Origin of the sequence: Flavobacterium marginilacus, from assembly GCF_026870155.1 — a bacterium.
In the GTDB taxonomy this organism is placed as follows: Bacteria; Bacteroidota; Bacteroidia; order Flavobacteriales; family Flavobacteriaceae; genus Flavobacterium; species Flavobacterium marginilacus.
Genome location: NZ_CP113975.1, coordinates 5,264,318 through 5,290,417, shown reverse-complemented (window position 1 = coordinate 5,290,417; position 26,100 = coordinate 5,264,318). Strand labels below are relative to the sequence as shown.

Sequence of the window (26,100 nt, the reverse complement as noted above, 5' to 3'; positions counted from 1 at the left end):
TTTACCTTTTAGGAAACATTATAATTAGTACTTTTATTGGTTATTAAATTAATACCGATATTTTGGAAAAGTCAAATTCGATACATCAAAAACTAGAAGATTTTATAAAGAAGTATTATGCCAATGAATTGATCCGCGGTGTCCTTTTTTTCATTGGACTTGGACTGATTTATTTTCTGTTTACGTTATTTATTGAGTATTTCCTTTGGTTAAAACCAAAAGGAAGAACATTCCTTTTTTGGATTTTCATTATTGTTGAAGCCATTTTGCTGTTGCGTTTTATACTTTTTCCAATATTCAAATTGTTTAAATTTCAGAAGGGGATTGATTATGCTCAGGCTTCTGTTATCATTGGAAATCATTTTTCAGAAGTGAATGATACTTTGATAAACTATCTGCAGTTATCAAAATCGGATACTAGCGTTTATAATTCTGAATTATTGTTGGCTTCCATTGAGCAAAAGGCCAATTCACTTCGTCCAGTTCCTTTTGGAAAAGCGATTGATTTTAGCGTAAACAAAAAATATTTGCCACTGGCAGTATTACCAATTTTGCTTTTACTCTTTTTTTTCCTTTCGGGAAACAGCCAGATTATTTCTCAAAGTTTGGATAGGGTAGTGCATTTTAATTCGGCATTTACGCCACCGGCTCCGTTTAAGTTTACAATTTTAAATACTGATTTGGTTTCAGAGCAAGGTAAGGATTTCGTTCTTCAGGTAAAATCAGAAGGAAAGATAGTTCCTGAAAACGTTATGATTTTTATTGGTGATGAAAGTTACTTTTTGGAAACGGTTCGTACAGGTGAATTTCAGTTTAAAATTGCCAAACCTATGGATAATGTTTCCTTTCATCTGGAAGCGAATAATATTGTCTCACCCGATTATGAATTGAAAGTTATTGCTGTTCCAACCATTTCTAATTTTCAAATGAAGTTTGTTTACCCTTCGTATTTGAATATGAAAAGCACAATTGTAAAAGGAACTGGCAACGGAATTATACCCGAAGGAACACAGGTTTCGTGGATAATGAATACAAATGCGACTCAGAAGGTAATGTGGAAAAATGATTTTCAGGTTCTTCCATTCGCTAAAACTGAAAACACCTTTAATTTGACTAAGAATATAGTTCAAAATACAGAATATCAAATAATTACATCAAATAATCAATTAAAAAACTTCGAAAAGCTATCTTATCAGCTGAATGTTGTCAAAGATCAGTTTCCAACCATCAATATTACAAAAGCTCCTGATAGTTTAGGTGTAGATAGTTCCTATTTTGTTGGTCAATTGGCCGATGATTATGGGTTGTCACGATTACAGATTGTTTATTATGAATCTGGTAAACCTGCTACTGGTAAACGTGGAACCATAGCTGTTAAGCACGACACTTTCGATCAGTTTGTGTTCAATTTCCCAAGTAATCTTGATGTTGAAAAAGGGAAGAATTACGATTTTTATTTTGAGGTTTTTGATAATGATGCTATTCATCATTTCAAAAGTTCCCGTTCTGTTGTCTTTTCAAACCGAATTTTATCTGATGAAGAGAAGCAAAACAATACGCTTCAGGAACAAAATAATACAATTAACAGTCTGCAAAAAACCTTGTCCAAACAGGATAAGCAGATTTCTCAGATGGAGAAATTGAAACAGACTTCCAAGGAAAAAGAAGGTCTGGATTTTAATGACCGTCAAAAGATAAATGAATTTATTAAACAACAGCAACAACAGAATGATTTGATGAAGGAGTTTGCTAATAAGATGAAAAACAATCTGGATAAATCCAATCCAAAACAGCAGGATGATACCAAGGAATTGCTTCAAAAACGTTTAGAGAATACTGATAAGGAATTGGATAAAAACAAAAAATTATTAGACGAATTGAACGAGCTGAACAATAAAATCAAGGATGAAGATTTTACTCAGAAGCTGGAGAAATTCAAGGAGAACAGTAAAAGTCAAAATAAGAGTTTAGCGCAATTGGTTGAGTTAACCAAACGTTATTATGTAGAAAAAAAGGCAGAACAATTAGCTGATAAATTGGATAAATTATCTCAAAAGGAAGATAAATTATCAGAGAATGAAAAGGAGAATTCGGCTCAGGAGCAAAAGAAACTGACAGATGAATTCGAAAAGATTCAGGAAGAATTGAAGCAATTGAACAAAGATAATGAAGATTTAAAATCACCTATGGACATTCCATCTGATCTGGATAAGGAAAAAAGTATCAAGGACGATCTTAATAAAGCGGGCAATGATTTGCAAAACAACAATAAATCAAAAGCAAAACAAAATCAAAAAAGTGCTTCTAAAAAGATGAAAGAAATGTCCAAAGCAATGGATAAGGCGATGGAAGAATCCAGTAAAGACCAAATAGAAGAGGATGTAAAAATGTTGCGTCAGATATTGGATAACCTTTTGGCTTATTCATTTTCACAGGAAGATGTTATGAATCAGTTCAAGGCTACTAAGATTGGTTCACCTTCTTTTGGTAAATACATTCGTAATCAGCAGAACTTAAAAACACAGTTCAAACACATTGATGACAGTCTTTTTGCTATGTCTTTGCGTCAGCCAAAAATCGCTGAAGAGGTAACAAAAGAAGTTGCTAATGTACAATACAATATTGATAAATCTCTCGAAAGTTTATCCGATTCACAATTGCAAAGGGGTTTTGCCCAACAGCAATATGCGATTTCATCGGCTAATAAATTAGCAGATTTGTTAAGCGATTCATTGAATAGTATGCAAATGCAGATGTCCGGCAGCAGTGGAGGGAAACCAAAACCAGGGCAAGGTTCAGGAATGCAGTTGCCTGATATCATTAAAAAGCAGGGAGAATTGAGTGAAAAGATGAAGCAGGGTATGAAACCTGGTAACAAACAAGGTGAAGGAAATAAACCTGGAGAAAGCAAAAATAAAGGTTCTCAATCAGGGAAAGGTCAGGGAGATAATGGCGATTCAGACGGCGATGGAGAAGGAGATGCAAAAGCGACTATGGATATTTACAAAGAGCAAAAACAGCTTCGCGAAGCATTGCAGGAAGAATTGAATAAGAAAGGAATTGGCAACAGCGGTCAGAATGCTTTGGAACAAATGAAGCAATTGGAGAAGCAATTATTAAACAAAGGTTTTACTAATGAATCCCTGCAAAGAACAAATAGTATCAAGCAAGAGCTTTTGAAATTGGACACAGCTATTCGTTTGCAGGGTGAGGATCCAAAACGACAGTCTGAAACCAATACCAAGAATTATAGTAATCAGGCTAGTCCTTTACCAAAGGCACTTTCAGATTATTTGAATAGCATAGAGATATTAAATAGACAATCGCTACCTTTGCGCTCGAATTTTAATCAAAAAGTTCAAATTTATTTTAATAACAAATGATCAATTTTAATTACGAATCGGAATTCACTCTTGAGAATGAAGAGGCTATCGCTACTTGGTTAAGTTCCGTAATAGTTTCAGAAAATAAAAGTGAGGGAGAAATCAATTACATCTTTTGTGATGATGAATACCTTCACAAGATTAACCTTGAGTATCTTAATCACGATACACTTACTGATATAATCAGTTTTGATTATACAATGGGAAATGAAATAAGCGGTGATATTTTTGTATCTATCGAAAGAGTTTTAGATAACTCAAAGGATTATAACACAAATTTTGAAGACGAATTAAAACGTGTATTGGTTCACGGTGTTTTACATTACTGTGGTTATAAAGATAAATCCGAAGAAGACGAAGCTTTAATGCGAAGTAAAGAAGATGAAAAAATAACCATGTTTCACGTGGAACAGTAGATTTAAACCTATCAAAATTATATAAAAAAGCATTATGTTCCACGTGGAACGTTAAGTTTTTTTTAAAAATTTTAAATCATAATTTAAGTTTGTTTTTATGTTCCACGTGGAACGTGTTTAAAAACTTTAATAGTTAGTAAAAGTGTTTCACGTGGAACGTAGGTTTGAAAATTCACAATTCCTTTTGAAAAGGATTAATATAAAAGAAAAATGTTTTTAGAAGAGTATGATGTAATTGTTGTTGGTGCGGGTCACGCAGGTTCCGAGGCCGCGGCAGCGGCAGCAAATTTGGGATCCAAAACTTTATTGGTTACAATGAGTCTGCAGAACATTGCACAAATGTCGTGTAATCCTGCAATGGGTGGAATAGCGAAAGGACAAATTGTTCGTGAGATTGATGCGCTTGGAGGATATTCCGGAATTGTTTCAGACAGAACTGCAATTCAGTTTAAGATGCTGAATAAATCAAAAGGTCCTGCAATGTGGTCACCGAGAGTTCAAAGTGATCGTATGCGTTTTGCCGAAGAATGGAGAATGATGTTGGAAAGAACTCCTAATTTAGATTTTTATCAGGAAATGGTAAAAGGGCTGATAATCGAAAATGGAAAAATAAAAGGAATCAGAACTTCGCTAGGAGTGGAGATTAGATCTAAATCAGTTGTTTTGACAAATGGTACTTTTTTGAATGGTTTGATTCATATCGGAGAAAAGCAATTTGGAGGAGGACGTGCTGGTGAAAGTGCTGCGTATGGAATTACCGAAGATTTGATTAAAGCCGGTTTTGAAGCGGGAAGGATGAAAACAGGAACGCCTCCGCGAGTTGATGGACGTTCTTTGGATTATTCTAAAATGAATGAAGAAAAAGGTGATGCACGCCCAGATAAATTTTCATACTCCGATTTGACGAAACCTTTGGAGTTTCAAAAATCGTGTCACATGACCTATACTTCAAACGAAGTGCATAATATTTTAAGAGAAGGTTTTGATCGTTCGCCAATGTTCAACGGAAGGATAAAAAGTTTAGGTCCGAGATATTGTCCTTCGATTGAAGATAAGATAAATCGTTTTGCTGATAAGGAACGTCATCAGTTATTTGTAGAGCCGGAAGGCTGGAATACCTGTGAGGTTTACGTGAATGGTTTTTCAACATCTTTGCCGGAGGATATTCAATTCAAAGCTTTGCGTTCTGTTGTGGGTTTTGAGAATGTGAAATTTTTTCGCCCTGGCTATGCTATCGAATATGACTATTTTCCTCCAACGCAATTGAAACATACTTTGGAAACCAAGTTGGTTGAAGGTTTGTATTTCGCTGGACAAATTAATGGTACAACTGGTTATGAAGAAGCAGCTTCTCAAGGTTTGATGGCCGGAATTAACGCTCATTTAAAAGTTCACGAAAAAGCACCATTGATTTTAAAAAGAGATGAAGCGTATATTGGAGTTTTGATTGACGACTTAATTACAAAAGGAACGGAAGAACCTTATCGTATGTTTACTTCTCGTGCTGAATATCGAACCCTGCTTCGTCAAGATAATGCTGATTTTAGATTAACGCCTTTGTCGTATGAAATTGGTTTAGCTTCGGAAGCGCGTTTACGCCGTATGGAAAAGAAATTAAATGAATCTGAAAGGATGGTTTCTTTTTTCAAAGAGACGAGTGTTTCAGTTGCTGAGACAAATCCAATTCTTGAAGAGAAAGAATCCGCTTTAATTTCACAGGGTGATAAAATGTTTAAAATATTTTCCAGACCGCAGATTGATTTGGTGGATATTTTGAAATTTGAAAAAGTAAAGGAATATGTTGCCGAAAATGATCTTGATCAGGAAATTTTGGAACAAGCCGAAATTCAGGTGAAATATTCGGGTTATATTGAAAAGGAAAGAAATAATGCAGATAAACTTTCGCGTTTGGAAGATGTAAAAATCCCTGAGGATTTTGATTATAATAAAATAAAATCAATGTCGATTGAAGCGAAGCAAAAATTGAATAAGATTAAACCTGTAACAATTTCTCAGGCATCAAGAATCAGTGGTGTTTCACCGAGTGATATTTCGGTGCTTTTGATTTATATGGGCAGATAACTAAAGTTATTTTAAATTTTAGTACTGAAAAAAGAATTTTGGTTCTAAAGTTTTATTGGTTACAATATCGGGTTTGGAATTTTGTTGTTTATTGCAGTATTTTAATAATGCGAAAAAATCTAATTTTTGACCTTAGTATTGATAAATAGTTTTTAAAATTGAGAGACTTTCAGTCACTTGTCAGATAAACCTCTGTACAGAATGTGCAGAGTGTTTTTTTGTTTATAAATGCAGATATTTAGAAAAGGTTCGTACATAGTAAGCAGATTTATATATCATTTTGTTTGGGTTATAAAATTTAGATTTTAAGTTTTAATGGTGATGTTTAAGAGTGTTGTTGTTAACTTTTGCTATTGAAATTTTTAAGGGAGTTGTTTATTTCGGGTCAAGTTAATATGCTCCAAAATATAATGTTAATGCAATTTTTATTTAAAAAAATAGTGGACGGTTTTCAATAAAAATTCAAATGGAATTTACTGAGTTGAAGAATAGTTGTTTGAATAATATTTTTAAGCAAGTTGTTATTGTATTTGAAGTACTGAAGATATCACTGATAAAATAGTAAATGAATATTTGGAATATCATCAAAGAAATGAAAATGATGATAATTAAAACTTAGATTCAAGTAATAAATGCAACGTGAAAAAAAACTCTAGTGTTATTCTTTTGACCTAGGTCAAAAGAATAACACTAGAGTTGGCGAAAAAATCATCATATCTTTGGGTTGCAACACTCAAAATAGATGGCACATTTAACGTTAGAACAAAGATACAAAATAGAAGTATATAGAAATGCCGGTATCAGTATTTCCGAAATTGCTGAATTGGTAGATAAAAACAAATCAGTTATTTCTCGAGAAATAAAACGTAATTCTGATCAAAGAAGTGGTGTTTATAAAGCTGTTTTGGCGGATAAAAAAGCTTTAAACAGGCATAAGGTTAAGATCAAAAAATGCACTTTAACCTCAGAAGTTGAAGCAAATATTTTGTTTTATTTAAAGCAAGATTACAGTCCTGAACAAATTGTTGGCAGAGCAAAAATTGACAAAAGAGCAATGGTTTCTAAAGAAAGAATCTATCAATATATTTGGGAAAATAAACGCAAAGGAGGACTCTTATATAAACATCTTAGGACCAAGGGTAAAAAGTATAAAAAAAGAGGACATTTAAAGGATAAAAGAGGACTTATTATTGGTAGGGTCGATATTAGCGAGCGTCCAAAGATTGTAGAAAAGAAAAGTAGATTGGGCGATTTAGAGATTGATTTGGTCATTGGTAAGAATCACAAAGGAGCGTTACTAACTATCAATGACAGAGCCTCTGGAATACTTTTTATGGGAAAAGTAGAAAGCAAAGAAGCTAGTGCAATACAGCAGAAAACAATTGAATTATTGAAAGATTGGAAACCAATAATCAAGACCATTACTTCGGATAATGGAAAGGAATTTGCCAATCATCGGGCCATTGCAGAAGATTTAGATATCGATTATTATTTTGCCAAACCCTACCATAGCTGGGAACGAGGAGCCAATGAAAATTTAAACGGATTAATAAGACAATATTTTCCTAAAAAATCTAACTTTGAAAACATCGAAGAACAACAAATAAAAACAGTAGTTAATACATTAAACAACAGACCCAGAAAAAGATTTGGCTATAAAACACCTAATGAAATTTTCGCCGAAAAAATCAATAAATTGAATACTGTTGCATTTATATGTTGAATCCACCAAATTTAATTCTTGAATGAAAAGAATTTAGAGATTCAAGTCCCTCTTAAAATAAACCTCAGAACTGAAAGTGCAGACTGGTTTTGTTTAAGGTTAAATTCAGTTTTTTTTGGTATTTTATTTACTTCTTTTTTATTTAAAGTTTTACTTTAAGTTGTTTTTTTAAAGGATTTGAAAAGAACACAAATTACTATTTGTAAATAATTACAAGTATTAAAAAGTTTAAATATGCTTTTCATCTTTATGACTTTGTGAACCCAAATTCACGTATAAATATACAGAAGTAAAAATTGTTAGGACTAGAATTTGAAAATTATCTTTAATTTTTTCTGTAAAATGATACTAGTCTCGAAGAAATAAAAAAAATAAAATTGATATGTTCCACGTGAAACTACTGTCGTATTGCCTATATTTGTTGAGTTAATAGATTTTTAATGATTTGAAAAATGAATATTGTTCAAACTAGTATTTTAACTTCTGAACAAAAGAATAGGTTGTTTGAACTTTGGAATTCTGAATATCATGAGAGAATTTTTTATAATGACTTAGAAGAATTTGAAAAGTATTTAGAAGGACTTTTAAATATAAAACATTATTTACTGATTGACGATTTAAAGCAACTTCAGGGTTGGGCTTTTACCTTTTTAAGAGATAATGAAGATTGGTTTGGAATTATAATTGATACCACAATATAAGGAAAAGGATTTGGATTGCTTTTGCTTGATCAGTTAAAAATGGATAATTTGGTTTTGAACGGTTGGGTAACAGATCATGAGAATTTTTTAAAAAGAAATAAAAAACAATATTTATTCCCATTAGTTTTTATACTAAATGCGGATTTATAGTTAACGAGAATATACGGTTGGAAAATGAAAAAATTTCTGCTGTGAAAATAAGATGGGAGAGAACATAGCAAATTAATATTTTTTCAAGCCCAATAAAATTAAAAGAATTTCTTTTCAGCTTTTGAATCGAGCTGAAATTATTTATTTAAAAACACTAATGGATATTACAAACAAAAAACACTTTCTTACTGTAAAAGATTATTCAGTTTCGCAAGAAACTTTCGATTTGTATCATGATAAATCATTCGATATGCTGGTTACGCATCCGCAGCCAAGTTTAGATATTTTAGGCAGATATTACGAAAGTGCCGATTACATTTCGCATACAGATTCGAAAAGATCATTATTTGAAAAAGCATATCATTTCGTAAAAAATATTGCTTTAAAAAACAAATTGGATTTAATCAATTCCTATCAGCCTTCAAAAGGATTTATTTTAGATATTGGAGCAGGTACAGGTGAATTTTTGGCTGTTGCTGGAAAAGACGGCTGGAAAACTATGGGAACTGAACCTAGTGACAAAGCAAAAGCTATCGCTAAAAACAAAGGAGTAAATTTTGTAGAAAATACTTCCGAATTGGAAAGTCATTCTTTTGATATTATTTCGATGTGGCATGTTTTGGAGCACGTTCCAAATCTGGAAGAACAGATTAAAGAATTGAAACGATTATTAAAGCCTACAGGAACTTTGATAGTAGCAGTTCCAAATTTCAAATCTTTTGATGCAAGACATTATGGTAATTTTTGGGCAGCTTATGATGTACCTATTCATTTTTGGCATTTCTCTAAAAAAGCGATTGAATTACTTTTTGCAAAAGAAAAAATGAATTTAAAGAAAGTTTTGCCAATGAAATTTGATTCTTTTTACGTGAGCCTCCTTTCTGAGAAATACAAAAACGGAAAAATGAATTATTTCAAAGCTTTTTTTATTGGACTTAAGTCTAACTGGAAAGCTAAAAAGGATATGGAATATTCATCACATATTTACATTATTAGTAACAACTAGTTATGCGTCAGTTTCGAGCGACAGAAAACCGAAAAAAACAAGCAATCCAAATATTCGAAATGAAATATGTTTTTTCAATTTTAATATTATTTTCGTTTTCCTGCTTTAAATCTAAAAATTCAGAATTAGAAAAAAATATTGGCTCAAAAAAAATTGAATTTAATCAATATAATGTAAAAGATAAGATTAGCGAAATTAGGATAAGTCATAAAGAAGGTACTGAATATCTAGATGCGTACATAGAAAGTGGTAAATTATATATTTCAAAATCTATAATGGCAATAATTGACGAAGAAAATAAAATCAAAAAAAAAGAGTTTTAAACCAAACGGTTTTGACTTATATCTGACAGGTAAAAATAATATGTCCGAAGAATTGTTTGGAAAAGATTATTTTTCACCAAAGGCAGGAAGTGAATACATTGTCAAAGGGAAAGTTATTGGATTCAAACATTCATCATTTCTTTTCCGTGTCGATAGTTATAAAAAATTTGTAACTAAATAAAAACGGAACACATAACAGCTGCAACGGATTTTAGCAATTGGCTTAATGAAAAAATGATTTTGTTTTGGAATGATTTGGCAAATCCGAAAATATGGCTTAATTTAACCCCAAACCCGCTGTAGTAACAACTAATTAGTTTAATATTTTAGCAGTTTTAGGTTATAGTTAATCACTATTTCTTTATAATTATTAATAGTTAAATTTTATGGTATTTATTTAAAGCATTCTTGAAACTTTTTATCAATACTATCTATTTTTTTATATTTTTGTCAACCATACTAAAAAACTTGAAATACACCAAAATGAAGAAATTATTATTATTTATCGCAATTTCAGTATCACTTATTTCTTGTGATAAAAAAGCTCCGGAAACGAAAGAATTTAAGACGGCATATGTGGACACTGCTGAGCTGATGAAAGAATATACAGAGACTAAAGATTTAGAAGCAAAATACAAAGGACAGGCTGCTGAGAAAGGTAGACAATTGGAAGCTGAAATTAACAGATTTAAACAAGAAGCTGCTAATTTTCAAACTAACGCAAGAGCAAACGGTCAGGAATGGGCTCAGAAAAAAGGTTCAGAATTACAGCGCAGAGAGCAGCAGTTAGCGCAGGCTCAGCAAGGTTTACAAATGCAATTGCAGCAGGAGAGCGGTAAAGAAATGGATTCTCTTGTAAAAGGAGTTAAAAAATTTATCAAAGATTACGGTAAAGAAAAAGGGTATGACTATATCTACGGGACTGGCGATGCGGCTTCTGTTCTTTATGCTAAAGATTCATACGATATTACAAAAGAGATTATTAAATTATTGAACGAGAAATATAAATCGGCTCCAAAGGCTGAGGACAAAAAATAATCTCAGTTTAACTAAACAGATAAAACCTTCATCTTGAATTAGATCGAAGGTTTTTTTTATTTCCATTATTTTATATTTTAGCTTTTAAATTATACGCCAAATGCAATCCATATCCAAAGCTGCTGCCTACGCACTGCGTTTTATTAACCAAACTCAGCAATCCATTTTTCTAACTGGGAAAGCCGGAACTGGTAAAACGACGCTTTTAAAAGAAATTATTGCTACTACACACAAGAATACAGTTGTTGTGGCACCCACTGGTATAGCAGCGTTGAATGCTGGAGGTGTTACAATTCACTCGATGTTTCAATTGCCTTTTGGCGGGTTTATTCCAGATAATTCAGCCCCGCAATTTTCAGATTCGACAAAGTTTGAAACTAAGGCAACACTCCGCAGGCATTTTAAAATGAGCGGACAAAAGCGTGCTGTGATACAAAACATGGAATTGCTTATAATCGATGAAGTCAGTATGCTGCGCGCTGATATGCTTGATGCTATGGATTTTATGATGCAGTCTGTTCGAAAAAAAGTGCAGCCTTTCGGCGGTGTACAGGTATTGTTTATAGGTGATTTATTACAATTACCGCCAATCATTCGAGATGAAGAATGGAGGACACTTCGAAATTACTACAGAGGAAAATTCTTTTTTCATGCGCATGTGATCCAGCAGTATCCGCCGCTGTATATTGAATTGTCCAAAATCTACCGCCAGACTGATGACCGTTTTATTTCGGTTTTGAATAATCTTCGTAATAATGAGATTACGGCAAGCGATATTCAGACGCTTAACGAATTCGTGAAACCTGATTTTGATCTGAAAGAAAATAAAGGCTATATCACTCTGACAACCCATAACGTCAAAGCTGATGTAATGAATGCTCAGTCTCTTGAAGATTTAGATGGAGAGGCTATGACTTTCCTGCCACAGATTACAGATGATTTTCCAGAGAAAATTTATCCTGTAGATTCCAATTTGCAACTGAAGGTTGGTGCACAGATTATGTTTGTCAAAAATGACTTGTCGATGGAGAAAAATTATTTCAACGGTAAAATGGGAATTGTAAAAACAATGACTAAAAAAGAAATATGGGTTCATTTTCCTGACGAGAATAAAACGATCGAAGTAGATAAATATGAATGGCAGAACATCCGCTATACTGTAAATGAGCTGACTAAGGGAATAGAGGAGGAGGTTTTGGGTACTTTTGTTCATTATCCTATCAAACTTGCCTGGGCGATTACGGTTCACAAAAGCCAGGGATTGACTTTTGACAAAGCTGTGCTTGATGTATCGCAGGTTTTTCTGCCTGGTCAGGCCTATGTAGCATTATCTCGTTTACGTTCCTTAAACGGGCTTATTTTGCTCTCTCCGATGCGGATGAATGGTATTTCGAATGATCAGGATGTTATGGATTATGCCGAAAACAAAGCATCAGACGAAGTTTTGGCCAATGCTTTGAAACGCGAAACGAAGAATTTTATTCTTAACTATCTGAAAAACAGTTTCGATTGGAACGTTTTGGCACAGGAATGGCGCAATCATCAGTTCAGCTATAATGAAGATGCTGAAAATTCAGTAAAATCGAAACATGCAGTCTGGGCAAAAAATCAGGCTGGCGTAATCTGGCAGCTTTTAGATCCTTCTTCTAAATTTATGCTGCAGCTGGATAAACTGTTCCACAGCGAACAGCTTGAATTCAAACATATTTCTGATCGTATTAACGCTGCTTTTAATTATTTCATGGATCCAATGGACAAGCTTTTATATGAAATCCTTTGGAAAATTGAAGAAGTAAAACGACAGAAAAAAGCCAAATCTTTTTATGATGAATTAGTCATTCTTGACGATTTACAGACTAAAGCTGTACTGCAGCTGATGAAAGCTAAGCTGATGATTGAAACCTTAGTAAACGGCGAAGCGATTTCCAAGGAAAGACTGACTTCACCAGAAATTAAGCAATACAAAACGATAAAGCTGGAACGAGTTTCTGAAGATTTTAAGAAAGCCAATATCACTCTTATTGAAGATGAAAAAGATGCTGACCGCTATTCACCCAAAAAAGCAGGTACTAAAGAACCTAAAAAATCTACAGTGGAATTAACTTATGAGCTGTGGTTAGAAAAGAAAACAGTTTCTGAAATTGCGCTGATCCGGAAATACAATCAGGAGACGATCCTTTCGCACCTCACAAAACTGATTCAGTCTAAAACCATAACCATTCAGGAAGTCCTTCCCGAAGACAAAATCCATGCACTTACTGACGCTTTTGAAGGATACGCAGAAGAATCCGTTTCTCCGTTAAAAGAAAAACATGGCGATAAATTTTCTTGGGAAGAGTTAAGGATGTTTAAGGTAAGTCTGAATGCGTAGTTAAAATAAACTTTCAGAATTATTTTACTCAGTTCTGTGAATAATAATTTAGGACACGACCCCGCTTGAGAAAGGAGGCTTATTTTCTTATCAGTTAGTGGCTACTTTCCCCAGTGGACTCAGGCTATCTATGCTGCTTTGGCTGCTTATTTCTATCCGAATGTCATTAAGTTAAGAGAGATCCAGAGGATTTCAATGTTTATAGAAATCAAAAATATGCGTTACAAAAATCCCAGCGGGGTTGTACGATATGAAGAAACATTTAAGGCGGCTGGGGTCATTGTCATAATCGAATATTATTTCTATAAATATTAGACCTCTCTGAGGTCAAAAAATCTTGACTTAATGACATTGATTTCTATCATTCAGTTAAGCTCGTTACAGCAAGAATAATTTTGAATTAGTACATAAATGAATGATTACAATAAATATCTTTTCTAGTAGATTTAAACAAAAGTGTAGAAATGAGCTGTAAATCTTTTTTTATTGGTTTCTAACCATTTCTTGTCTGAAAGGAATATTTATTTGGAACCGAAAACTGCAGTTCAAATTTGTATTGTTATTCAGTATTTATAAAAAATAGAGACTGATATAAATCAAGTCTCTATCTATATTTTAAGAAGATTTTTGTTGTTGTTTTTTAAAGTTAAAAATGATGTTAACCGTGTACAATATGTTTTCTTTTATAAAAAAGAGAGGTAAGAAACACGATCATGTTTAAAACAATTATTGCTGTTGCAAATGAATTGAAATTCATAGCTTTTTCAAGACTGTCTGTAAGTTTGCTAATCGACATCAATAAAAATGTTGAAATGCTTACATAACCATAGATTATAAACGCACATTCTCTGCTGGAAATTTGATTAGTTTTCATCTTGTTATTTTTTAAGTTTCTATTTTAATTATAACTCCAAATTTTTATTTTTCTGATATTAAGACCTATACAAATTTATAATAAGGTTTTTTTTACTGAAAACAAATCTGATAAATAACATGTTAATCCGATAAATGACTAAAAATAATTTTATTGAGATTGTATATTTATAAATGGCAAAAAATACATCTCCTGGTATTAGTTAAGTATTTGAACAGTGGCGGTTTAAAAATTTTCCTTTGGTCTAATAAGAAGTCTGCTTTTCATCCATCATTTTCTTATACTCGCTTGGACTTATTCCGTTATATTTTTTGAACAGGCGGTTTAAATGGCTGGAATCACTAAATCCCAGTTCATACACAATTTCATTGATCTGCATATCGGTGTAGCGAAGCCTGGTTTCAATTAGTTTTATTTTATAGGCAATGATATAATCCTGAAGAGTCTCTCCAATATGAATTTTAAAAAATGTACTGATATACTTGGGAGAAACATTAAACCGCTCTGCAATCCGCTCAGATTTCAGCAGAGCGGGGTCATATATGTTTTGGTGAATATAACTCAGCAATTGAATTGAATAATCTGTTTTAGATTTATCCGTAACAGATGGCGGCATAAGTAATATATTTCTTGAGGCAATGATAATGATTGTATTTATCAGCTGTTTTATGACTTCCTGCTGCTGAAATTGCGGGTTCGCATTTTCACGGATAAGCGCTTCGACTAAGGCTCTAATTAATGCTTTATCTGAAACATTTTTTAAAATACACCCAGGCAGATGATTGTGGTTGTTGAAAATCAGTTCTAGTTTCTGAATCCATTCTTTCGGCTGTGTTTTTAGATAACTGTCATTAAAACGAAGAAAGAAAAAACTCGTGGTTGTGGTAACTTCGAATCCATGTATGTCTTGGGGAAAAATCAAAAAAAGTTTGTTGCTGGCATATGGTAATTTATGATTGTTAATCATTTGTGTGCCTTCGCCTTCTAGTACAAAAACCATTTCAAAAAATGTATTCCTATGTTCACGATTTTCATAGTTATCGATTTTCAATAACTCCAGTTCAAAAGGCTGATATAGATTTCGGATTTCCATACTAACAAATGTACAATTATTCCCAATGATTATACAAATGAAGCATATGGGAGTGCCTCATCTTTGTATTCTAATTTTAAACATTTTAAAAATGAATGCAACAGTTTATTTCTTGTTACGGCTTGCCATAGGAGCAAGCATGTTTGGTCACGGATTGGTTAGAATACCCAAATTGCAGGCCTTTAGTTCTTGGATGGCGGAAAGTTTTGAAAAATCGCTTTTGCCAAAAACCGTTGTGGTGCCTTTCAGTTATGCTTTGCCGATAGCTGAGCTGTTTATTGGACTTCTGCTCATTGCAGGTTTATTTACCAAAACAGCTTTAGTAGTGGCTGCTATCGTGATGGTTATCCTTGTTTTTGGAACTGCTTTGATTGAGAATTGGGAAGCTTTGCCGTCTCAATTGATTCACGCTGCTTTCTTTGCTTTTTTGCTTCAGTTTATTGTGGCTAACACTATTTCATTGGATTCTTTAATCAAATAATAATCAGAATGAGTTCAAGACGTCATTTCATTAAACAGGGAAGTTTAGCCGGATTAGCAGGAATAGTTAATCCATCCGAAATTGTTAAAGCTTTTCCAATTGAAAAAAGAGAACCGCAGTCTGCAAAATGGTCTGATGGTTCCAGATTGGTAGTTTCAATTTCGATGCAGTTTGAAGCGGGCGGTCAGCCTGTCAATGCCGAAAGTCCTTTTCCGCAGAACATTCAGAAAGGATATATTGATCTGCCTGGTGCAACATGGTTTGATTATGGTTACAAAGAAGGAATTCCCAGAATGCTTGATAACTGGGATAAATTGGGTATAAAAGTTACTTCACACATGGTTGGTTCTGCGGTATTGAAGAATCCAGTGCTGGCCAAAGAGATTGTACAGCGGGGTCATGAAGCCGCGGCACACGGCATGAATTGGAGTTCACAATATACAATGCCATATGAAGAAGAAAAAAAGTTTATTAAGGATGGAGTGGAAGCTATAAAACAGGCAACTGGTTTTGATGCAGTTGGCTATAATGCTAATTGGTTACGGCGTGGCGTAAACACTCTGAAAATTTTGCAGGAACTTGGATTTAAGTATCATATCGATGATTTGAGCCGTGATGAGCCTTTTATTATTCAGGTGAATCATTCTGATTTTGTAGTTGTGCCGTATACACTTCGTTGTAACGATATTGTTTTAATAGAAGGCAGGAATTTTTCGGTTGATCAATTTTTTAATCAGGTTAAAACCGAATTTGATCAGCTTTATATTGAAAGTTCATTCAGAAGAAGACAGCTTTCTATTAGTTTTCATGACCGCATCGGAGGAACTCCTCAGATGGTAAAAGCGGCTTATGATTTAATACAATATATGCAAAAGCACAAAGGAGTAGTTTTTAAAAGAAAAGATGAAATTGCTTCATTGGCATTAGCCGATCCAACAACAATTAGAGACTATTGATTTTATTTTGATTCAGCAGTTTTATGATTATGTTTAAAACCTTTTTTATTATTTATTCTTATCTTTACGACTGATTAATCAGTTAAATTTTATGAATAAAGATCAAATAATTATTGAAACAGCTATTAAACTCTTTGTTGACAATGGTTTCCATGGAACAGCAACCAGTAAAATAGCTCAGGAGGCAGGTGTTGCTAATGGAACTTTGTTTAATTATTTTGTTACCAAAGAGATACTTATCGTTAGTATTTACAACAGCATTATTAAGAAAATGGATGATTTTATTATCGAAAGTATTGAGTCAAATTCGGTTTCAAAAGAATCTTTCCGTTCTTTATTTACTGCTTCTTTGCAATGGAATCTGGAGAATCCGAAGGAGTTTCATTATCTGCAGCAGTTTATCAATTCTCCTTATTCAAAATCTGGGATTACTAAAGTTTTAAATAATGATGAACATCCTCTTTATGTTTTAATTCAAAACGGAATTAATCTGGTTGTTTTAAAGCCGATGCAGGTAGGTTTGGTATTTTCGCTCTTTACAGCCCAGATAAATGGATTGTATTATTATCTTATTTCTAATAAAATTACTGGAGACGAATCCGATCAGCTTATTGCAGATACCTTTGAATTACTTTGGAAAATGATTGAAGATTAAACAATTAAAACTATAGACTGATTAATCAGTCTGTAGTTTTAATTGTAACTAAAAATGCCCATAGATTAAATTTTATAATCTGTGGGTGTTTTTGTATTATTATAGTTTTTGTAAAAGGTATTTTTAAAATATATCACAAAGAAAACGGTATTTTACAATCCACTAGGAATTTAGCAGGAGTCAGTGCAAAATCGGTTAAATCCGTGTCATCTTTGTGCCTTTTTTTATAATTTGAGTATATTGAATTTAAAAGTCTTAAAACGAATGCCCTGTCCTGTATGTATTTATTCAGCAAAATAAAAATCAAATTAGTAGATTGAGAATGGAAAATTATTTGAAGAAAGTATGAATGAATTTGACTAACGAAGTGATTAAACAATTGAATTTATCTGTCAGGCTAAAATTGGTATTGACGATTTGATTCAATTTGGGTTCCAAAACTGCTTTTTTGTGTTTTTTAAAGGACTTTAGGTATCAAAAGCTGTTCGTGTTTGTTTTTGAAGAAAAACAGCCTGAAACAGCTTAAAATCATTTAGAATCCATTAGAAAAACAAAAATCCCGAAACAAGCCATTTTATATTGGTTTGTTTCGGGATTTAGTATTTGAAATATTGATTTTATAAAGACTGAATCAAAATCCAAGCTTGAGGATTATCAGTTTCGATGATTTCTTTTTTGTCTTTTTCTGCTTCTGCAAAAGTGCTGTAGCTTCCGTATAAAACAGGGTAGTAACCGTTTTTGTTAACACCTAATACTCTAGCATCATAACCTTTGGCGACCAATTGGCTGTATCTTTTTTGGGCATTTGCTTCACTTCTGAAAGCGCCGGCCATAATGTGATAAGGCAGTTTGACAGCTTCTTTACTGTCAGATTTTAAAGATAGTGTAACCGCAGGAATTGGTGTCTGTATAAAGAAAGTTGCTTCCTGTATTTTATTCTGCACCTTTTTTTGCACGGCAGTTTCTACTAAAAGAGTTTCGGACGCAATTTGATTTTGATACAAGGGATATCCGACAGATCCGGCAACAGCAAGTCCTACTACAAATACAGCAGCATATTTTAGATAAGAATTATTTTTTCTTGTTTCTGTTTCCGGAATAAAATTGAAAACAGGTTTTTCTTCTTCGATTACGGTTTTTTGAATCTCCGCTATAACTTCCGTTTTTGGAAGTTCAATTTCTCTTTTTATTGCCGGTGAAACAAATGTGGTCAATCCAAAAGACTTTGCATTGTAATTTGTTTGTTCATTTGGAGTAAAAAGAATATTGTTTTCGGTATTCAAGTTAAGGATACCAATGTTTTTTATTGATAAAGTACGGTTTTCGTGTAATGCTTTTTTCCAGTTCAAAACCTCATATTCAATAGCACTTACGGCATAATCATATGAAGTTTTTTCGGCTTGAGCAATATGGTTTGCCAATAATCCATCATTGTTTTTTATATGAGGATTAAAGGAAATTGTCTTTTTTGGCGGGAAAAAAGAATGCGAGCTTTCAAGCAGCTGTGCCGATTGGATTTCGGCCAAAAAAGCTCCAAAACCAGGAAGAGTTACACATTGGTAACGGTATAAAAGTTGCGCGATGTAAAGTTCTATTTTCATGTTAACAAAGTTATGCAACGTGAATAGTTATCAAAATTTTATTCACAATTTTTATTAACAATTTGTATGTGTTATTGAATCAGTTGTTTATGTTTTATTTTTGATGTGCAAAAAACTCAATTTCTTGTATTTATTCTAAAAAAGAAATGGTTTAAATTTTTAAAGCTTTCTGATATTCAAAAATTTGTCTTATAATTGTAAGATATGTCAGAAGAAAATTTATTTTACACATTGGCTTTACTTCGGATAGAGGGCGTTGGCGACATTATGGCCAAAAAACTGCTCACTCACTTTGAAACAGCCGAAAATATTCTAAAAGCTAAATCCCAGCATCTTGCCTCCATTGATGGTGTAGGCACGGTTTTACTAAAGAATTTCAAAGATAAAACCATTTTTGATAAAGCCAAAAATGAACTGGATTTTATTCAAAAGAACAATATTGCCGTGTCAGGTTTTCAGGACAGCAGCTATCCAGATCGATTAAAACACTGCATTGACGGACCAGTTTTACTATTTTCGTCTGGGAACATCGATTTGAAAAACCGCAAAATAATCAGTATTGTCGGGACTCGCCAAATCACTTCTTATGGAACGGAATTCTGCCGAAAGTTGATTGAAGATTTAGCTCCGCTGGATCCGATAATTGTCAGCGGTTTTGCTTATGGTGTTGATATAGTGGCACATCAGTTCGCGATGGATCTTGATCTGCAGACGATTGGCGTTGTTGCTCATGGTTTGAACCAGATTTATCCCAAACCCCATAAAAAGTATGTTGCCAAAATGGAACAGAATGGCGGTTTTATGACTGAGTTTTGGAGCACTTCCAATCCTGACAAAGAGAATTTCGTCCGGCGCAACCGCATCGTTGCCGGAATGTCCGAAGCGACGATTGTCATAGAATCTGCTGATAAAGGCGGTTCGCTCATTACTGCCAATATGGCCAATGATTATAACCGAGATGTATTTGCTGTTCCAGGCCGCACCACCGACAAATACAGTCAGGGCTGCAATAATTTAATCAAAACCCAAAAGGCCATTATCCTCACCTGCACCGCCGATTTGATTTATAATCTCAATTGGGATATTGCACAGGAAAGCAAAGCGGTTCAAAAACAGCTGTTTGTCACCCTTGATGATGATGAGCAGAAAGTCTATGATTATCTTTTGAAAACAGGTAAAGAACAGATGGATATTATTGCACTCCACTGCGATTTTCCCATTTACAGGATTTCTGGTTTATTGCTGAATATGGAATTGAAAGGCGTCATACGGCCTCTGCCTGGGAAAATGTTTGAGGCGGTTTGATTGTAGAATAACGATTCTAGATTGCAGATTTGTACATCTTTGAGAATCTTATCTAAATTCTTCGCGTCGTAAATTCTCATCACTTTGTTCAGCAGGTGATTCAATTCAAAGTAATTAGAATCGAAAGACAAAACAATGTTTGCAAAATGAAAACAATTTTACACCTTTGACAATGAATATAATTAGCAGAAACACAATAATTTATTATACTCAAAACCTGAACTCGATTAATAAAATACAGCCAATTGGTTAGTTTTAATCGTTTCGTATTTCAAAGAAGGTTTTTTAGGCAGAAAATTATAAGCAATTATTCCAGCGATAAGATTTGACAAAAAGTTGGTAAATGAACGATGTCTAGAATGTTCAACTTGGCAAATATTTTTAAGTTCATCGTTAACCGTTTCTATTATTGAACGTTTACGGAGTAAAATTTTATCACTCATTTCCATCAAACTATTTTTCATATTATTTCGAATACTTGTAATTAATTGGATTCCATCAACAAATAATAATTGAGAGAGTTTCTCGCTTATATATCCTTTATCACCAAATAGTTTTCCGAAAATAGCATTCAAAAAGCCCTCATTTTTCAGTGGCTCTCTATCATCTACGTTGGCTTGAGTTACAGCAAAACTTAACAATTCTCCTTTGTCATTAATGATGATGTGGAGTTTAAACCCATGAAACCAGCCCATTGTAGATTTCCCTGTAGTGGCAATACCTTTAAAAACTTTGTTTCTACTGATTCGTTTGTTTTTACAAACTCTAATTGGTGTTGAGTCTACAAACGAAATGCCTGTGCAATTGCCTAAGCAACAGGTTTTGGCAAAAATTGTCATTGGCAAAAGAACACTTTGCATTAGTTCTAAAAAGCGATTATAAGAAACTGTATTAGGAAATTCATTTTGCATATGCTTTTGGACATAAAAAATGTAATAATGCTTGAAACAGCGAAAACCACTCAAATGAAAAAGTAAATAAATTGTAATTACTTCTGATTTTGACATAATCGAAGGACGTTTGGAAGGTTTTCCTAGCAGAAAAGACTGTGTGGTTTTATCAAAATCTTTGCAAAATTCATCAACAATAGAAAAAATATCTGTAATTTTATCAAAACAAATCATAAGGTAGAGTTTAGTTAAATATTTAATTGTCAGAAATTTAAATATACTAAATTTTACCTTTTTCTACAAAATTTTCAACCAAAATTATTAATCGAGTTCAGGTTCAAAAATATCCAATTGCAAATAATTAATTATTGACATGGTATAATGAAGTTTCTAAAAAAGATTTTGACAATTTTAATGAACTCAAAGAAGTTTACAGAAATGCAAGTTTAGTAAACAATCAAAGAGTCGTTTTTAACATCAAAGGAAATGATTTTAGATTAATGGTTTCATTCAAATTTAGACGAAAAGCGTGTTATTCAATTTGGTTTGGAATGCATAAAGAATATGATAAAATAGATGTTGAAACCATTGAGTTTGACGAAAATTTACATCTGTAAAATAAAAAATAAAAAAATGAACTGGAAGGTCATAAAAACAGAAGCCGAACATAAAATTGCTGTAAAACGTGCAATGGAAATATTTCATGCTGAACCTGGCACACCCGAAGATGATGAACTAGCTGTTTTACTTATTTTGATAAAAGATTTCGAGGACAAACATTTTTCAATGCCTGAACTTGATGCGCTGGAAGTTATTAAAATGAAAATGCAGGAAATGGGTTTAAAAAACAAAGATTTAGAACCCTTAATAGGTACGAAAGGGCACGTTTCGGCAGTGCTTTCAGGCAAACGTGAAATCACTCTTAAAATGGCAAAAAAACTGAAAGATTATTTTAGTCTTCCGGCTGAGGTATTTCTTCCCAGTTCTTAATTTTTTTAGAATACAAATTCAGATTTTGAATTACAGATTATTTGAAATCTTGATGTGATTTAAAATAGTAAGAACAAAATAACTACATGTTTTTTACCATATAAGTCATTTAATACAAGTAAGAAGCTAATAAAATTGATTCTTAAATGTGCTTAAATGACTTATATGGTTTAAATTTATACTGTTATTTTATCCCAAGATTCCCGTCAAATGTATTGAAATCGTCTTTTCTTTTGGGCTTAACAATCAGTAAATTATACAGCTGATGGCAGATTGATTTCAATTCGGTTAAGTTGGAGTTGTCAATTGCTTTTTCGCCTAACTGCATTAGTTTGCTGTGTTTGGAACGGTCTTTGAAAACGCTTGGATCTTCAAAACGCAGATAATAAAAATAGTCTATATAGCTTTCATCCTGATTGTTATAAATATTTTCCAGCAGGCTTTCCAGTTCTTTATTTTTTTTGCGGATCAGATATTTATTGTTGGACTGCAGAATTTCCTTTTCGTTTTTTATAATCTTTTCGTACTCTTCTTTTTGGCGCGGACTGCCTTTTTCGATATAAAAAGAAAGACTGTCTTTTATCTTATTGTATTCATCAAGTTCAGATAGTATATGTTTGTGTCTGATAATATCATCAAATTCCTGAATATAGATTTTTTTCAGCTCATCGATTTGATATTTTTTATCAGTAATGGCGTCATTTTTATTCTCCAATGCCTCATTGTAAAGAATGCTCAGCGATTCTTCAGATCGTTTTAATTTGGCCAAATATTCATAATTTTCATTCTGAACTTCATTTCTTATTTCTTCAGTAACAGCGTCTAAGGCATTTTTGATTTCAGATGATAATTTGTCGATGGAAATCATTCTTTGATGCGGATTGAAGACTTCGTTTATTTCCAGATCTAATGCACTAATATAAACATCGATGCTTAAATCCCGTGATTCCGAAACTTTGAAATTAAGTTCAATATCCATTCCTTTAACTAAATCCTGGTCAAAATCCCTGCCGGATATTTCGATGTAACCAATGGATTGATTACTGCCGACCATGCTTCCCGCATTTCCTTCAACGACATTGATAATTAGTTTTTGATCTGAGTTTTTGAGAATGTTTTTGGAGCAGGTTTTATAAATCGTTTTCTTTAAAGGCAGAATATCATTTTTCTTAAAGATAATTTCCATGTGGCTTTTACCGGATTCTTCATCCAGCTCAAGGCAGATGTCATTAGGAATCGGCTGGCCTAAAATACTGTAAAGTCCATTTGTAATCTGGATAGAATCATTGCTGAATACCTGTTTTTGCTGACTGTCGTATAAAAACAGCGTGAACTGATTCGATGTTTTTTCCAGCAGAGGAACAAACTCGGCTATTTTTTTGCTTGCTTTCAAAAGACCTGTGTCAAAACCGCCGTCAGCACGTATAATTCTGTAATAACCGTCAAATGATTCTGTCAAAAGAACTACGATCAGTTCTTCTGAATCTTTGGAATGTGGTTCATATATAGTTTCGGCATGAATGCTGTTCTGCTCGGCTTGAGGTGTTTTTACAATTTCTTCTTCGATTAATTCCGAAGGTTTTGAACCAGCATAATATGCTGCGCCAATGATTACTGCTGTTGTCGGATCCAAACTGGTCTCCACCTGAATTTGGGTACGTTCCTGCAATTGCTGGCGTATGTACGGAATGTAAGTTGTACCGCCGACAAGGATAATGCGCTCGATGTCCGAAAAGGTTAAGAGATTATCTTTAATCAATTTTTCAACCAGATGGAAGGATTCTTCAAATTTGGTTTTGATGATTGCTTCAAATTCTTTTCTGGTGATGTCCAGATCCAATGAAATGGAAAGTTCGTCGAAATCAACTTCTATGCTGGAAGTTTCTTTTATCGAAAGTTCTTTTTTGGCTTCTTCTGCTTTGAAAAGAAGCTCAAAAAACAGCTTGTTGTAATCTGTATTTTCTTTGGAAATCAGTTTCTCCCAAAGGTTTTTTTCCTGAGTCTGTTTTTCTATTTTCGGGCAGATTATTTTCTCGACAAATAAAGTATCCAGATCGACGCCTCCCAGGAAATTGTTGCCTTTATGGTCAAATACCTTAAGTTCGCGCTCATTGATTTTGATTAATGCGATGTCAAAAGTACCGCCTCCAAAATCGTAAACCAGCCATTTTTTATCTTCGGTAATTTCAAGATTCAAGGAATTGGAGTAGGCCAGACAGGCGGCAATTGGTTCCTGAAGCAGAACAATTTCTTCAAAACCTGCTTGGTAACCTGCTTTTTTGGTAGCATTGGACTGAATTGTATCGAACGAAGCCGGAATCGTAATCACTGCCGATTTTAAACTTTCGCCTTGAGCGAAATTAACCAGCTCGTTCAAAACCATCGATGACAGTTCTATCGGGCTGCAGTTTTTATCCAGGTCTTTGATATAGTAAACTTCGTCGGATCCCATTTTCCGTTTGAAGGACGAAAATACATTTTCAGCATTTGTCGCACTGTGTTCTCTGGCTTTTTCGCCTATCTGAATCCGCCCTTTTCGGAACGAAACTACAGATGGAATGGTGTCTTTGAAACCAACAGGGTTTTTGTAAATACTGATTTTACCGTTGTCATATTTTGCAATCCCCGAATTGGTTGTTCCCAAATCAATTCCGATATTTATATTTTTCATATACTGCTTGCTGTTATTCTACGATTACAACTGCTTTCTGAACCAGCTGAAAAGTATCGTTTTCTGTTTTATAAATGGTGGGTCTGATGACTTTGGTTATTTTTTTTGAATTCGAATTAAGTATGTTCGCTTCAATAGAACTGTCTCTTTCGTCATAATTTGTTCCCAGCGGATTTATTATTTTATATCCTTTTTCTTCCAATTCGTGGTAAATTCTTTTTAGATTTCGCTCAAAACCATCAATGTTTTGTTCTAACGCTTTTTTTTCAATTTCAAACAGCTGGTTTATTATTACATTCATATATTTTTAAATTGGATTTTAGGTATGGGCAATTTACAATTTATTTTGTAGGTTGTTATTTGCTAATAATATTTTTTATCAAAGGTTTTGCAAAAGCTTTAAATTGACTATGTTTGTGATTGAAAATTAGCACAAAGTATGAATATAATTGAGTTATTTGAAGAGTTAAAGATTGATAAAAGCAATATCCAGTCTTTTTCTCCAGAAGAAATAATCCGCATAGAAAAACAGATTAATGTTGAAAAAAGAATAAATCCTGACATAGATACTAATGCGGCCAATAATCTGGTTTTGGCATTCAAGGAATTCCCTCAAGAACTCTATTTTGTGGTTTCAAACCGTCTTCTGTTTAATCTTTTTTCTAAAAAAAACTATTCGAGACACCAATTTCCTGCACCACAAAGAGTATATGATTCTGAAAAAATTCAGGGTTTTATCAATCAGTTTCTTATAGATGATCTGGTGCTTTTTTATGATGGATATTTATCCCAGAACAAGTTTGATACTATCGCTGATGTTTTTGAATACAAAGACTGTTTTCCAGAAGATGCTCTTTTTCAGCTGAATAAAAAATTAATTGTTAAAATTGATTTTCTGTTAATGAGGCTGACTCAGTCTGTCAATACAGATCAATCTGATATTTCATATATTCAGTACAGAAGTTTTTATGATTTATTATCTTTTTTCAGTTCTATCGAAATGGATGATAAAGTGCGGAGTCTGACGAATATTATCACTGAGCGCTATAATGCGAACAGGCAGTCTGATTTTTTGATGGCATGTATATCCTCAATGGCTGGTTATAAAGCTTATGATCAAAATCTAACAGACGTTTTGCTTAGAAACAGGGAAACAGTTTTTGCTAATATTGCTAACCAGGAATCATCAGGATCTTCATCTGGAATCTCTGCGAGGACAGTTATTTTTATAATAATTGCAATTATTAAGATACTAGTACTTTGCTCTAGATGTTCCAGCCATTAAATCCATAATTTACTCCAGTAAAAATAGTATTATCAAAAAAGCCTAATCAAAATATTCTGATTAGGCTTTTTTGATGCCAATACTCTGCGGTATCAATCACTTTGAA

General features: G+C 33.2%; 23 protein-coding genes. 17 read left to right on the top strand and 6 right to left on the bottom strand.

Going from position 1 to position 26,100, the window contains the following annotated elements; translation table 11 throughout:
- The first annotated feature begins 62 nt into the window (after window positions 1-62).
- The 10 genes from OZP07_RS21995 to OZP07_RS21950 all read left to right on the top strand — a co-directional run bounded on the left by OZP07_RS21995 (window position 63) and on the right by OZP07_RS21950 (window position 13,193).
- On the top strand, window positions 63-3,383 hold the full coding sequence (locus OZP07_RS21995; RefSeq protein ID WP_281636797.1) for a hypothetical protein: 3,321 nt from the start codon (window positions 63-65) through the stop codon (window positions 3,381-3,383).
- Window positions 3,380-3,799 (top strand): rRNA maturation RNase YbeY, encoded by a 420-nt coding sequence (gene ybeY, locus OZP07_RS21990; protein ID WP_281636796.1) that lies wholly within the window; start codon window positions 3,380-3,382, stop codon window positions 3,797-3,799. Before OZP07_RS21995 ends, ybeY begins: the two co-directional genes overlap by 4 nt.
- Window positions 3,800-4,009: 210 nt before the next feature.
- Complete coding sequence (mnmG, locus tag OZP07_RS21985) at window positions 4,010-5,881, top strand: tRNA uridine-5-carboxymethylaminomethyl(34) synthesis enzyme MnmG (RefSeq protein ID WP_281636795.1); 1,872 nt, start codon at window positions 4,010-4,012, stop codon at window positions 5,879-5,881.
- Window positions 5,882-6,623: 742 nt separating this feature from the next.
- A complete protein-coding gene (locus tag OZP07_RS21980; RefSeq protein ID WP_281635297.1) occupies window positions 6,624-7,604 on the top strand; it encodes an IS30 family transposase in 981 nt (326 codons plus the stop codon).
- A 452-nt stretch (window positions 7,605-8,056) separates the two neighbouring features.
- Window positions 8,057-8,305 (top strand): hypothetical protein, encoded by a 249-nt coding sequence (locus tag OZP07_RS21975; RefSeq protein WP_281636794.1) that lies wholly within the window; start codon window positions 8,057-8,059, stop codon window positions 8,303-8,305.
- Window positions 8,306-8,612: 307 nt separating this feature from the next.
- Window positions 8,613-9,461, top strand: coding sequence for a class I SAM-dependent methyltransferase (locus tag OZP07_RS21970; RefSeq protein ID WP_281636793.1), 849 nt, complete (start codon window positions 8,613-8,615; stop codon window positions 9,459-9,461).
- A gap of 59 nt (window positions 9,462-9,520) precedes the next feature.
- Window positions 9,521-9,784 carry a hypothetical protein gene (locus OZP07_RS21965; RefSeq protein ID WP_281636792.1) on the top strand — a complete coding sequence of 88 codons (264 nt, stop codon included), beginning with the start codon at window positions 9,521-9,523 and terminating at the stop codon, window positions 9,782-9,784.
- 40 nt (window positions 9,785-9,824) lie between these two features.
- Window positions 9,825-9,965, top strand: a complete 141-nt coding sequence (locus tag OZP07_RS21960; protein WP_281636791.1) for a hypothetical protein — start codon at window positions 9,825-9,827, stop codon at window positions 9,963-9,965.
- A gap of 302 nt (window positions 9,966-10,267) precedes the next feature.
- Window positions 10,268-10,822, top strand: coding sequence for an OmpH/Skp family outer membrane protein (locus tag OZP07_RS21955; RefSeq protein ID WP_281636790.1), 555 nt, complete (start codon window positions 10,268-10,270; stop codon window positions 10,820-10,822).
- A gap of 100 nt (window positions 10,823-10,922) precedes the next feature.
- Entirely contained in the window at window positions 10,923-13,193 is a 2,271-nt protein-coding gene (locus OZP07_RS21950) for a helix-turn-helix domain-containing protein (protein WP_281636789.1), read from the top strand.
- Window positions 13,194-13,851: 658 nt separating this feature from the next.
- Here the strand turns inward: OZP07_RS21950 and OZP07_RS21945 are convergent.
- Window positions 13,852-14,067 (bottom strand): hypothetical protein, encoded by a 216-nt coding sequence (locus OZP07_RS21945; RefSeq protein ID WP_194642453.1) that lies wholly within the window; start codon window positions 14,065-14,067, stop codon window positions 13,852-13,854.
- Between the two features lie 244 nt (window positions 14,068-14,311).
- Window positions 14,312-15,160: an AraC family transcriptional regulator gene (locus OZP07_RS21940; protein ID WP_281636788.1), complete on the bottom strand. Its 849-nt coding sequence runs from the start codon at window positions 15,158-15,160 to the stop codon at window positions 14,312-14,314.
- 91 nt (window positions 15,161-15,251) lie between these two features.
- On the opposite strand from OZP07_RS21940, the gene OZP07_RS21935 reads away from it, so the two are divergent.
- The 3 genes from OZP07_RS21935 (at window position 15,252) to OZP07_RS21925 (ending at window position 17,252) form a co-directional block, all read left to right on the top strand.
- Complete coding sequence (locus tag OZP07_RS21935; protein WP_281636787.1) at window positions 15,252-15,641, top strand: DoxX family protein; 390 nt, start codon at window positions 15,252-15,254, stop codon at window positions 15,639-15,641.
- Between the two features lie 8 nt (window positions 15,642-15,649).
- The gene (locus OZP07_RS21930) at window positions 15,650-16,597 is read left to right on the top strand and encodes a polysaccharide deacetylase family protein (protein WP_281636786.1); all 948 of its coding nucleotides are present in this window, start codon (window positions 15,650-15,652) and stop codon (window positions 16,595-16,597) included.
- Window positions 16,598-16,688: 91 nt separating this feature from the next.
- Window positions 16,689-17,252 (top strand): TetR/AcrR family transcriptional regulator, encoded by a 564-nt coding sequence (locus OZP07_RS21925; protein ID WP_281636785.1) that lies wholly within the window; start codon window positions 16,689-16,691, stop codon window positions 17,250-17,252.
- A 617-nt stretch (window positions 17,253-17,869) separates the two neighbouring features.
- Here the strand turns inward: OZP07_RS21925 and OZP07_RS21920 are convergent.
- Entirely contained in the window at window positions 17,870-18,853 is a 984-nt protein-coding gene (locus OZP07_RS21920) for an HU domain-containing protein (protein ID WP_281636784.1), read from the bottom strand.
- A 204-nt stretch (window positions 18,854-19,057) separates the two neighbouring features.
- Between OZP07_RS21920 and dprA the strand changes: the two genes are divergently transcribed.
- Complete coding sequence (dprA, locus tag OZP07_RS21915) at window positions 19,058-20,158, top strand: DNA-processing protein DprA (RefSeq protein ID WP_281636783.1); 1,101 nt, start codon at window positions 19,058-19,060, stop codon at window positions 20,156-20,158.
- 227 nt (window positions 20,159-20,385) lie between these two features.
- Here dprA and OZP07_RS21910 read toward each other — a convergent pair whose 3' ends face one another.
- Window positions 20,386-21,282: an IS982 family transposase gene (locus OZP07_RS21910; RefSeq protein WP_281635207.1), complete on the bottom strand. Its 897-nt coding sequence runs from the start codon at window positions 21,280-21,282 to the stop codon at window positions 20,386-20,388.
- 134 nt (window positions 21,283-21,416) lie between these two features.
- On the opposite strand from OZP07_RS21910, the gene OZP07_RS21905 reads away from it, so the two are divergent.
- Window positions 21,417-21,665 (top strand): type II toxin-antitoxin system HigB family toxin, encoded by a 249-nt coding sequence (locus tag OZP07_RS21905; protein WP_281636782.1) that lies wholly within the window; start codon window positions 21,417-21,419, stop codon window positions 21,663-21,665.
- A 16-nt stretch (window positions 21,666-21,681) separates the two neighbouring features.
- Window positions 21,682-22,038, top strand: a complete 357-nt coding sequence (locus OZP07_RS21900) for a helix-turn-helix domain-containing protein (protein ID WP_281636781.1) — start codon at window positions 21,682-21,684, stop codon at window positions 22,036-22,038.
- A 184-nt stretch (window positions 22,039-22,222) separates the two neighbouring features.
- On the opposite strand, the gene OZP07_RS21895 is transcribed toward OZP07_RS21900, so the two are convergent.
- Both OZP07_RS21895 and OZP07_RS21890 read right to left on the bottom strand, forming a co-directional pair.
- The gene (locus tag OZP07_RS21895; protein ID WP_281636780.1) at window positions 22,223-24,709 is read right to left on the bottom strand and encodes an Hsp70 family protein; all 2,487 of its coding nucleotides are present in this window, start codon (window positions 24,707-24,709) and stop codon (window positions 22,223-22,225) included.
- 13 nt (window positions 24,710-24,722) lie between these two features.
- Window positions 24,723-25,010, bottom strand: coding sequence for a hypothetical protein (locus tag OZP07_RS21890; RefSeq protein WP_194642444.1), 288 nt, complete (start codon window positions 25,008-25,010; stop codon window positions 24,723-24,725).
- A 138-nt stretch (window positions 25,011-25,148) separates the two neighbouring features.
- On the opposite strand from OZP07_RS21890, the gene OZP07_RS21885 reads away from it, so the two are divergent.
- Window positions 25,149-25,994 carry a hypothetical protein gene (locus OZP07_RS21885; protein ID WP_281636779.1) on the top strand — a complete coding sequence of 282 codons (846 nt, stop codon included), beginning with the start codon at window positions 25,149-25,151 and terminating at the stop codon, window positions 25,992-25,994.
- Window positions 25,995-26,100: the final 106 nt, after the last annotated feature.

Coding starts and splice junctions, on each gene's coding strand:
- ybeY (WP_281636796.1), top strand. CDS start 3,380: ATGATCAATTTTAATTACGAATCGGAATTCACTCTTGAGAATGAAGAG.
- mnmG (WP_281636795.1), top strand. CDS start 4,010: ATGTTTTTAGAAGAGTATGATGTAATTGTTGTTGGTGCGGGTCACGCA.
- OZP07_RS21980 (WP_281635297.1), top strand. CDS start 6,624: ATGGCACATTTAACGTTAGAACAAAGATACAAAATAGAAGTATATAGA.
- OZP07_RS21975 (WP_281636794.1), top strand. CDS start 8,057: ATGAATATTGTTCAAACTAGTATTTTAACTTCTGAACAAAAGAATAGG.
- OZP07_RS21970 (WP_281636793.1), top strand. CDS start 8,613: ATGGATATTACAAACAAAAAACACTTTCTTACTGTAAAAGATTATTCA.
- OZP07_RS21965 (WP_281636792.1), top strand. CDS start 9,521: ATGAAATATGTTTTTTCAATTTTAATATTATTTTCGTTTTCCTGCTTT.
- OZP07_RS21960 (WP_281636791.1), top strand. CDS start 9,825: ATGTCCGAAGAATTGTTTGGAAAAGATTATTTTTCACCAAAGGCAGGA.
- OZP07_RS21955 (WP_281636790.1), top strand. CDS start 10,268: ATGAAGAAATTATTATTATTTATCGCAATTTCAGTATCACTTATTTCT.
- OZP07_RS21950 (WP_281636789.1), top strand. CDS start 10,923: ATGCAATCCATATCCAAAGCTGCTGCCTACGCACTGCGTTTTATTAAC.
- OZP07_RS21945 (WP_194642453.1), bottom strand. CDS start 14,067: ATGAAAACTAATCAAATTTCCAGCAGAGAATGTGCGTTTATAATCTAT.
- OZP07_RS21940 (WP_281636788.1), bottom strand. CDS start 15,160: ATGGAAATCCGAAATCTATATCAGCCTTTTGAACTGGAGTTATTGAAA.
- OZP07_RS21935 (WP_281636787.1), top strand. CDS start 15,252: ATGAATGCAACAGTTTATTTCTTGTTACGGCTTGCCATAGGAGCAAGC.
- OZP07_RS21930 (WP_281636786.1), top strand. CDS start 15,650: ATGAGTTCAAGACGTCATTTCATTAAACAGGGAAGTTTAGCCGGATTA.
- OZP07_RS21925 (WP_281636785.1), top strand. CDS start 16,689: ATGAATAAAGATCAAATAATTATTGAAACAGCTATTAAACTCTTTGTT.
- OZP07_RS21920 (WP_281636784.1), bottom strand. CDS start 18,853: ATGAAAATAGAACTTTACATCGCGCAACTTTTATACCGTTACCAATGT.
- dprA (WP_281636783.1), top strand. CDS start 19,058: ATGTCAGAAGAAAATTTATTTTACACATTGGCTTTACTTCGGATAGAG.
- OZP07_RS21910 (WP_281635207.1), bottom strand. CDS start 21,282: ATGATTTGTTTTGATAAAATTACAGATATTTTTTCTATTGTTGATGAA.
- OZP07_RS21900 (WP_281636781.1), top strand. CDS start 21,682: ATGAACTGGAAGGTCATAAAAACAGAAGCCGAACATAAAATTGCTGTA.
- OZP07_RS21895 (WP_281636780.1), bottom strand. CDS start 24,709: ATGAAAAATATAAATATCGGAATTGATTTGGGAACAACCAATTCGGGG.
- OZP07_RS21890 (WP_194642444.1), bottom strand. CDS start 25,010: ATGAATGTAATAATAAACCAGCTGTTTGAAATTGAAAAAAAAGCGTTA.
- OZP07_RS21885 (WP_281636779.1), top strand. CDS start 25,149: ATGAATATAATTGAGTTATTTGAAGAGTTAAAGATTGATAAAAGCAAT.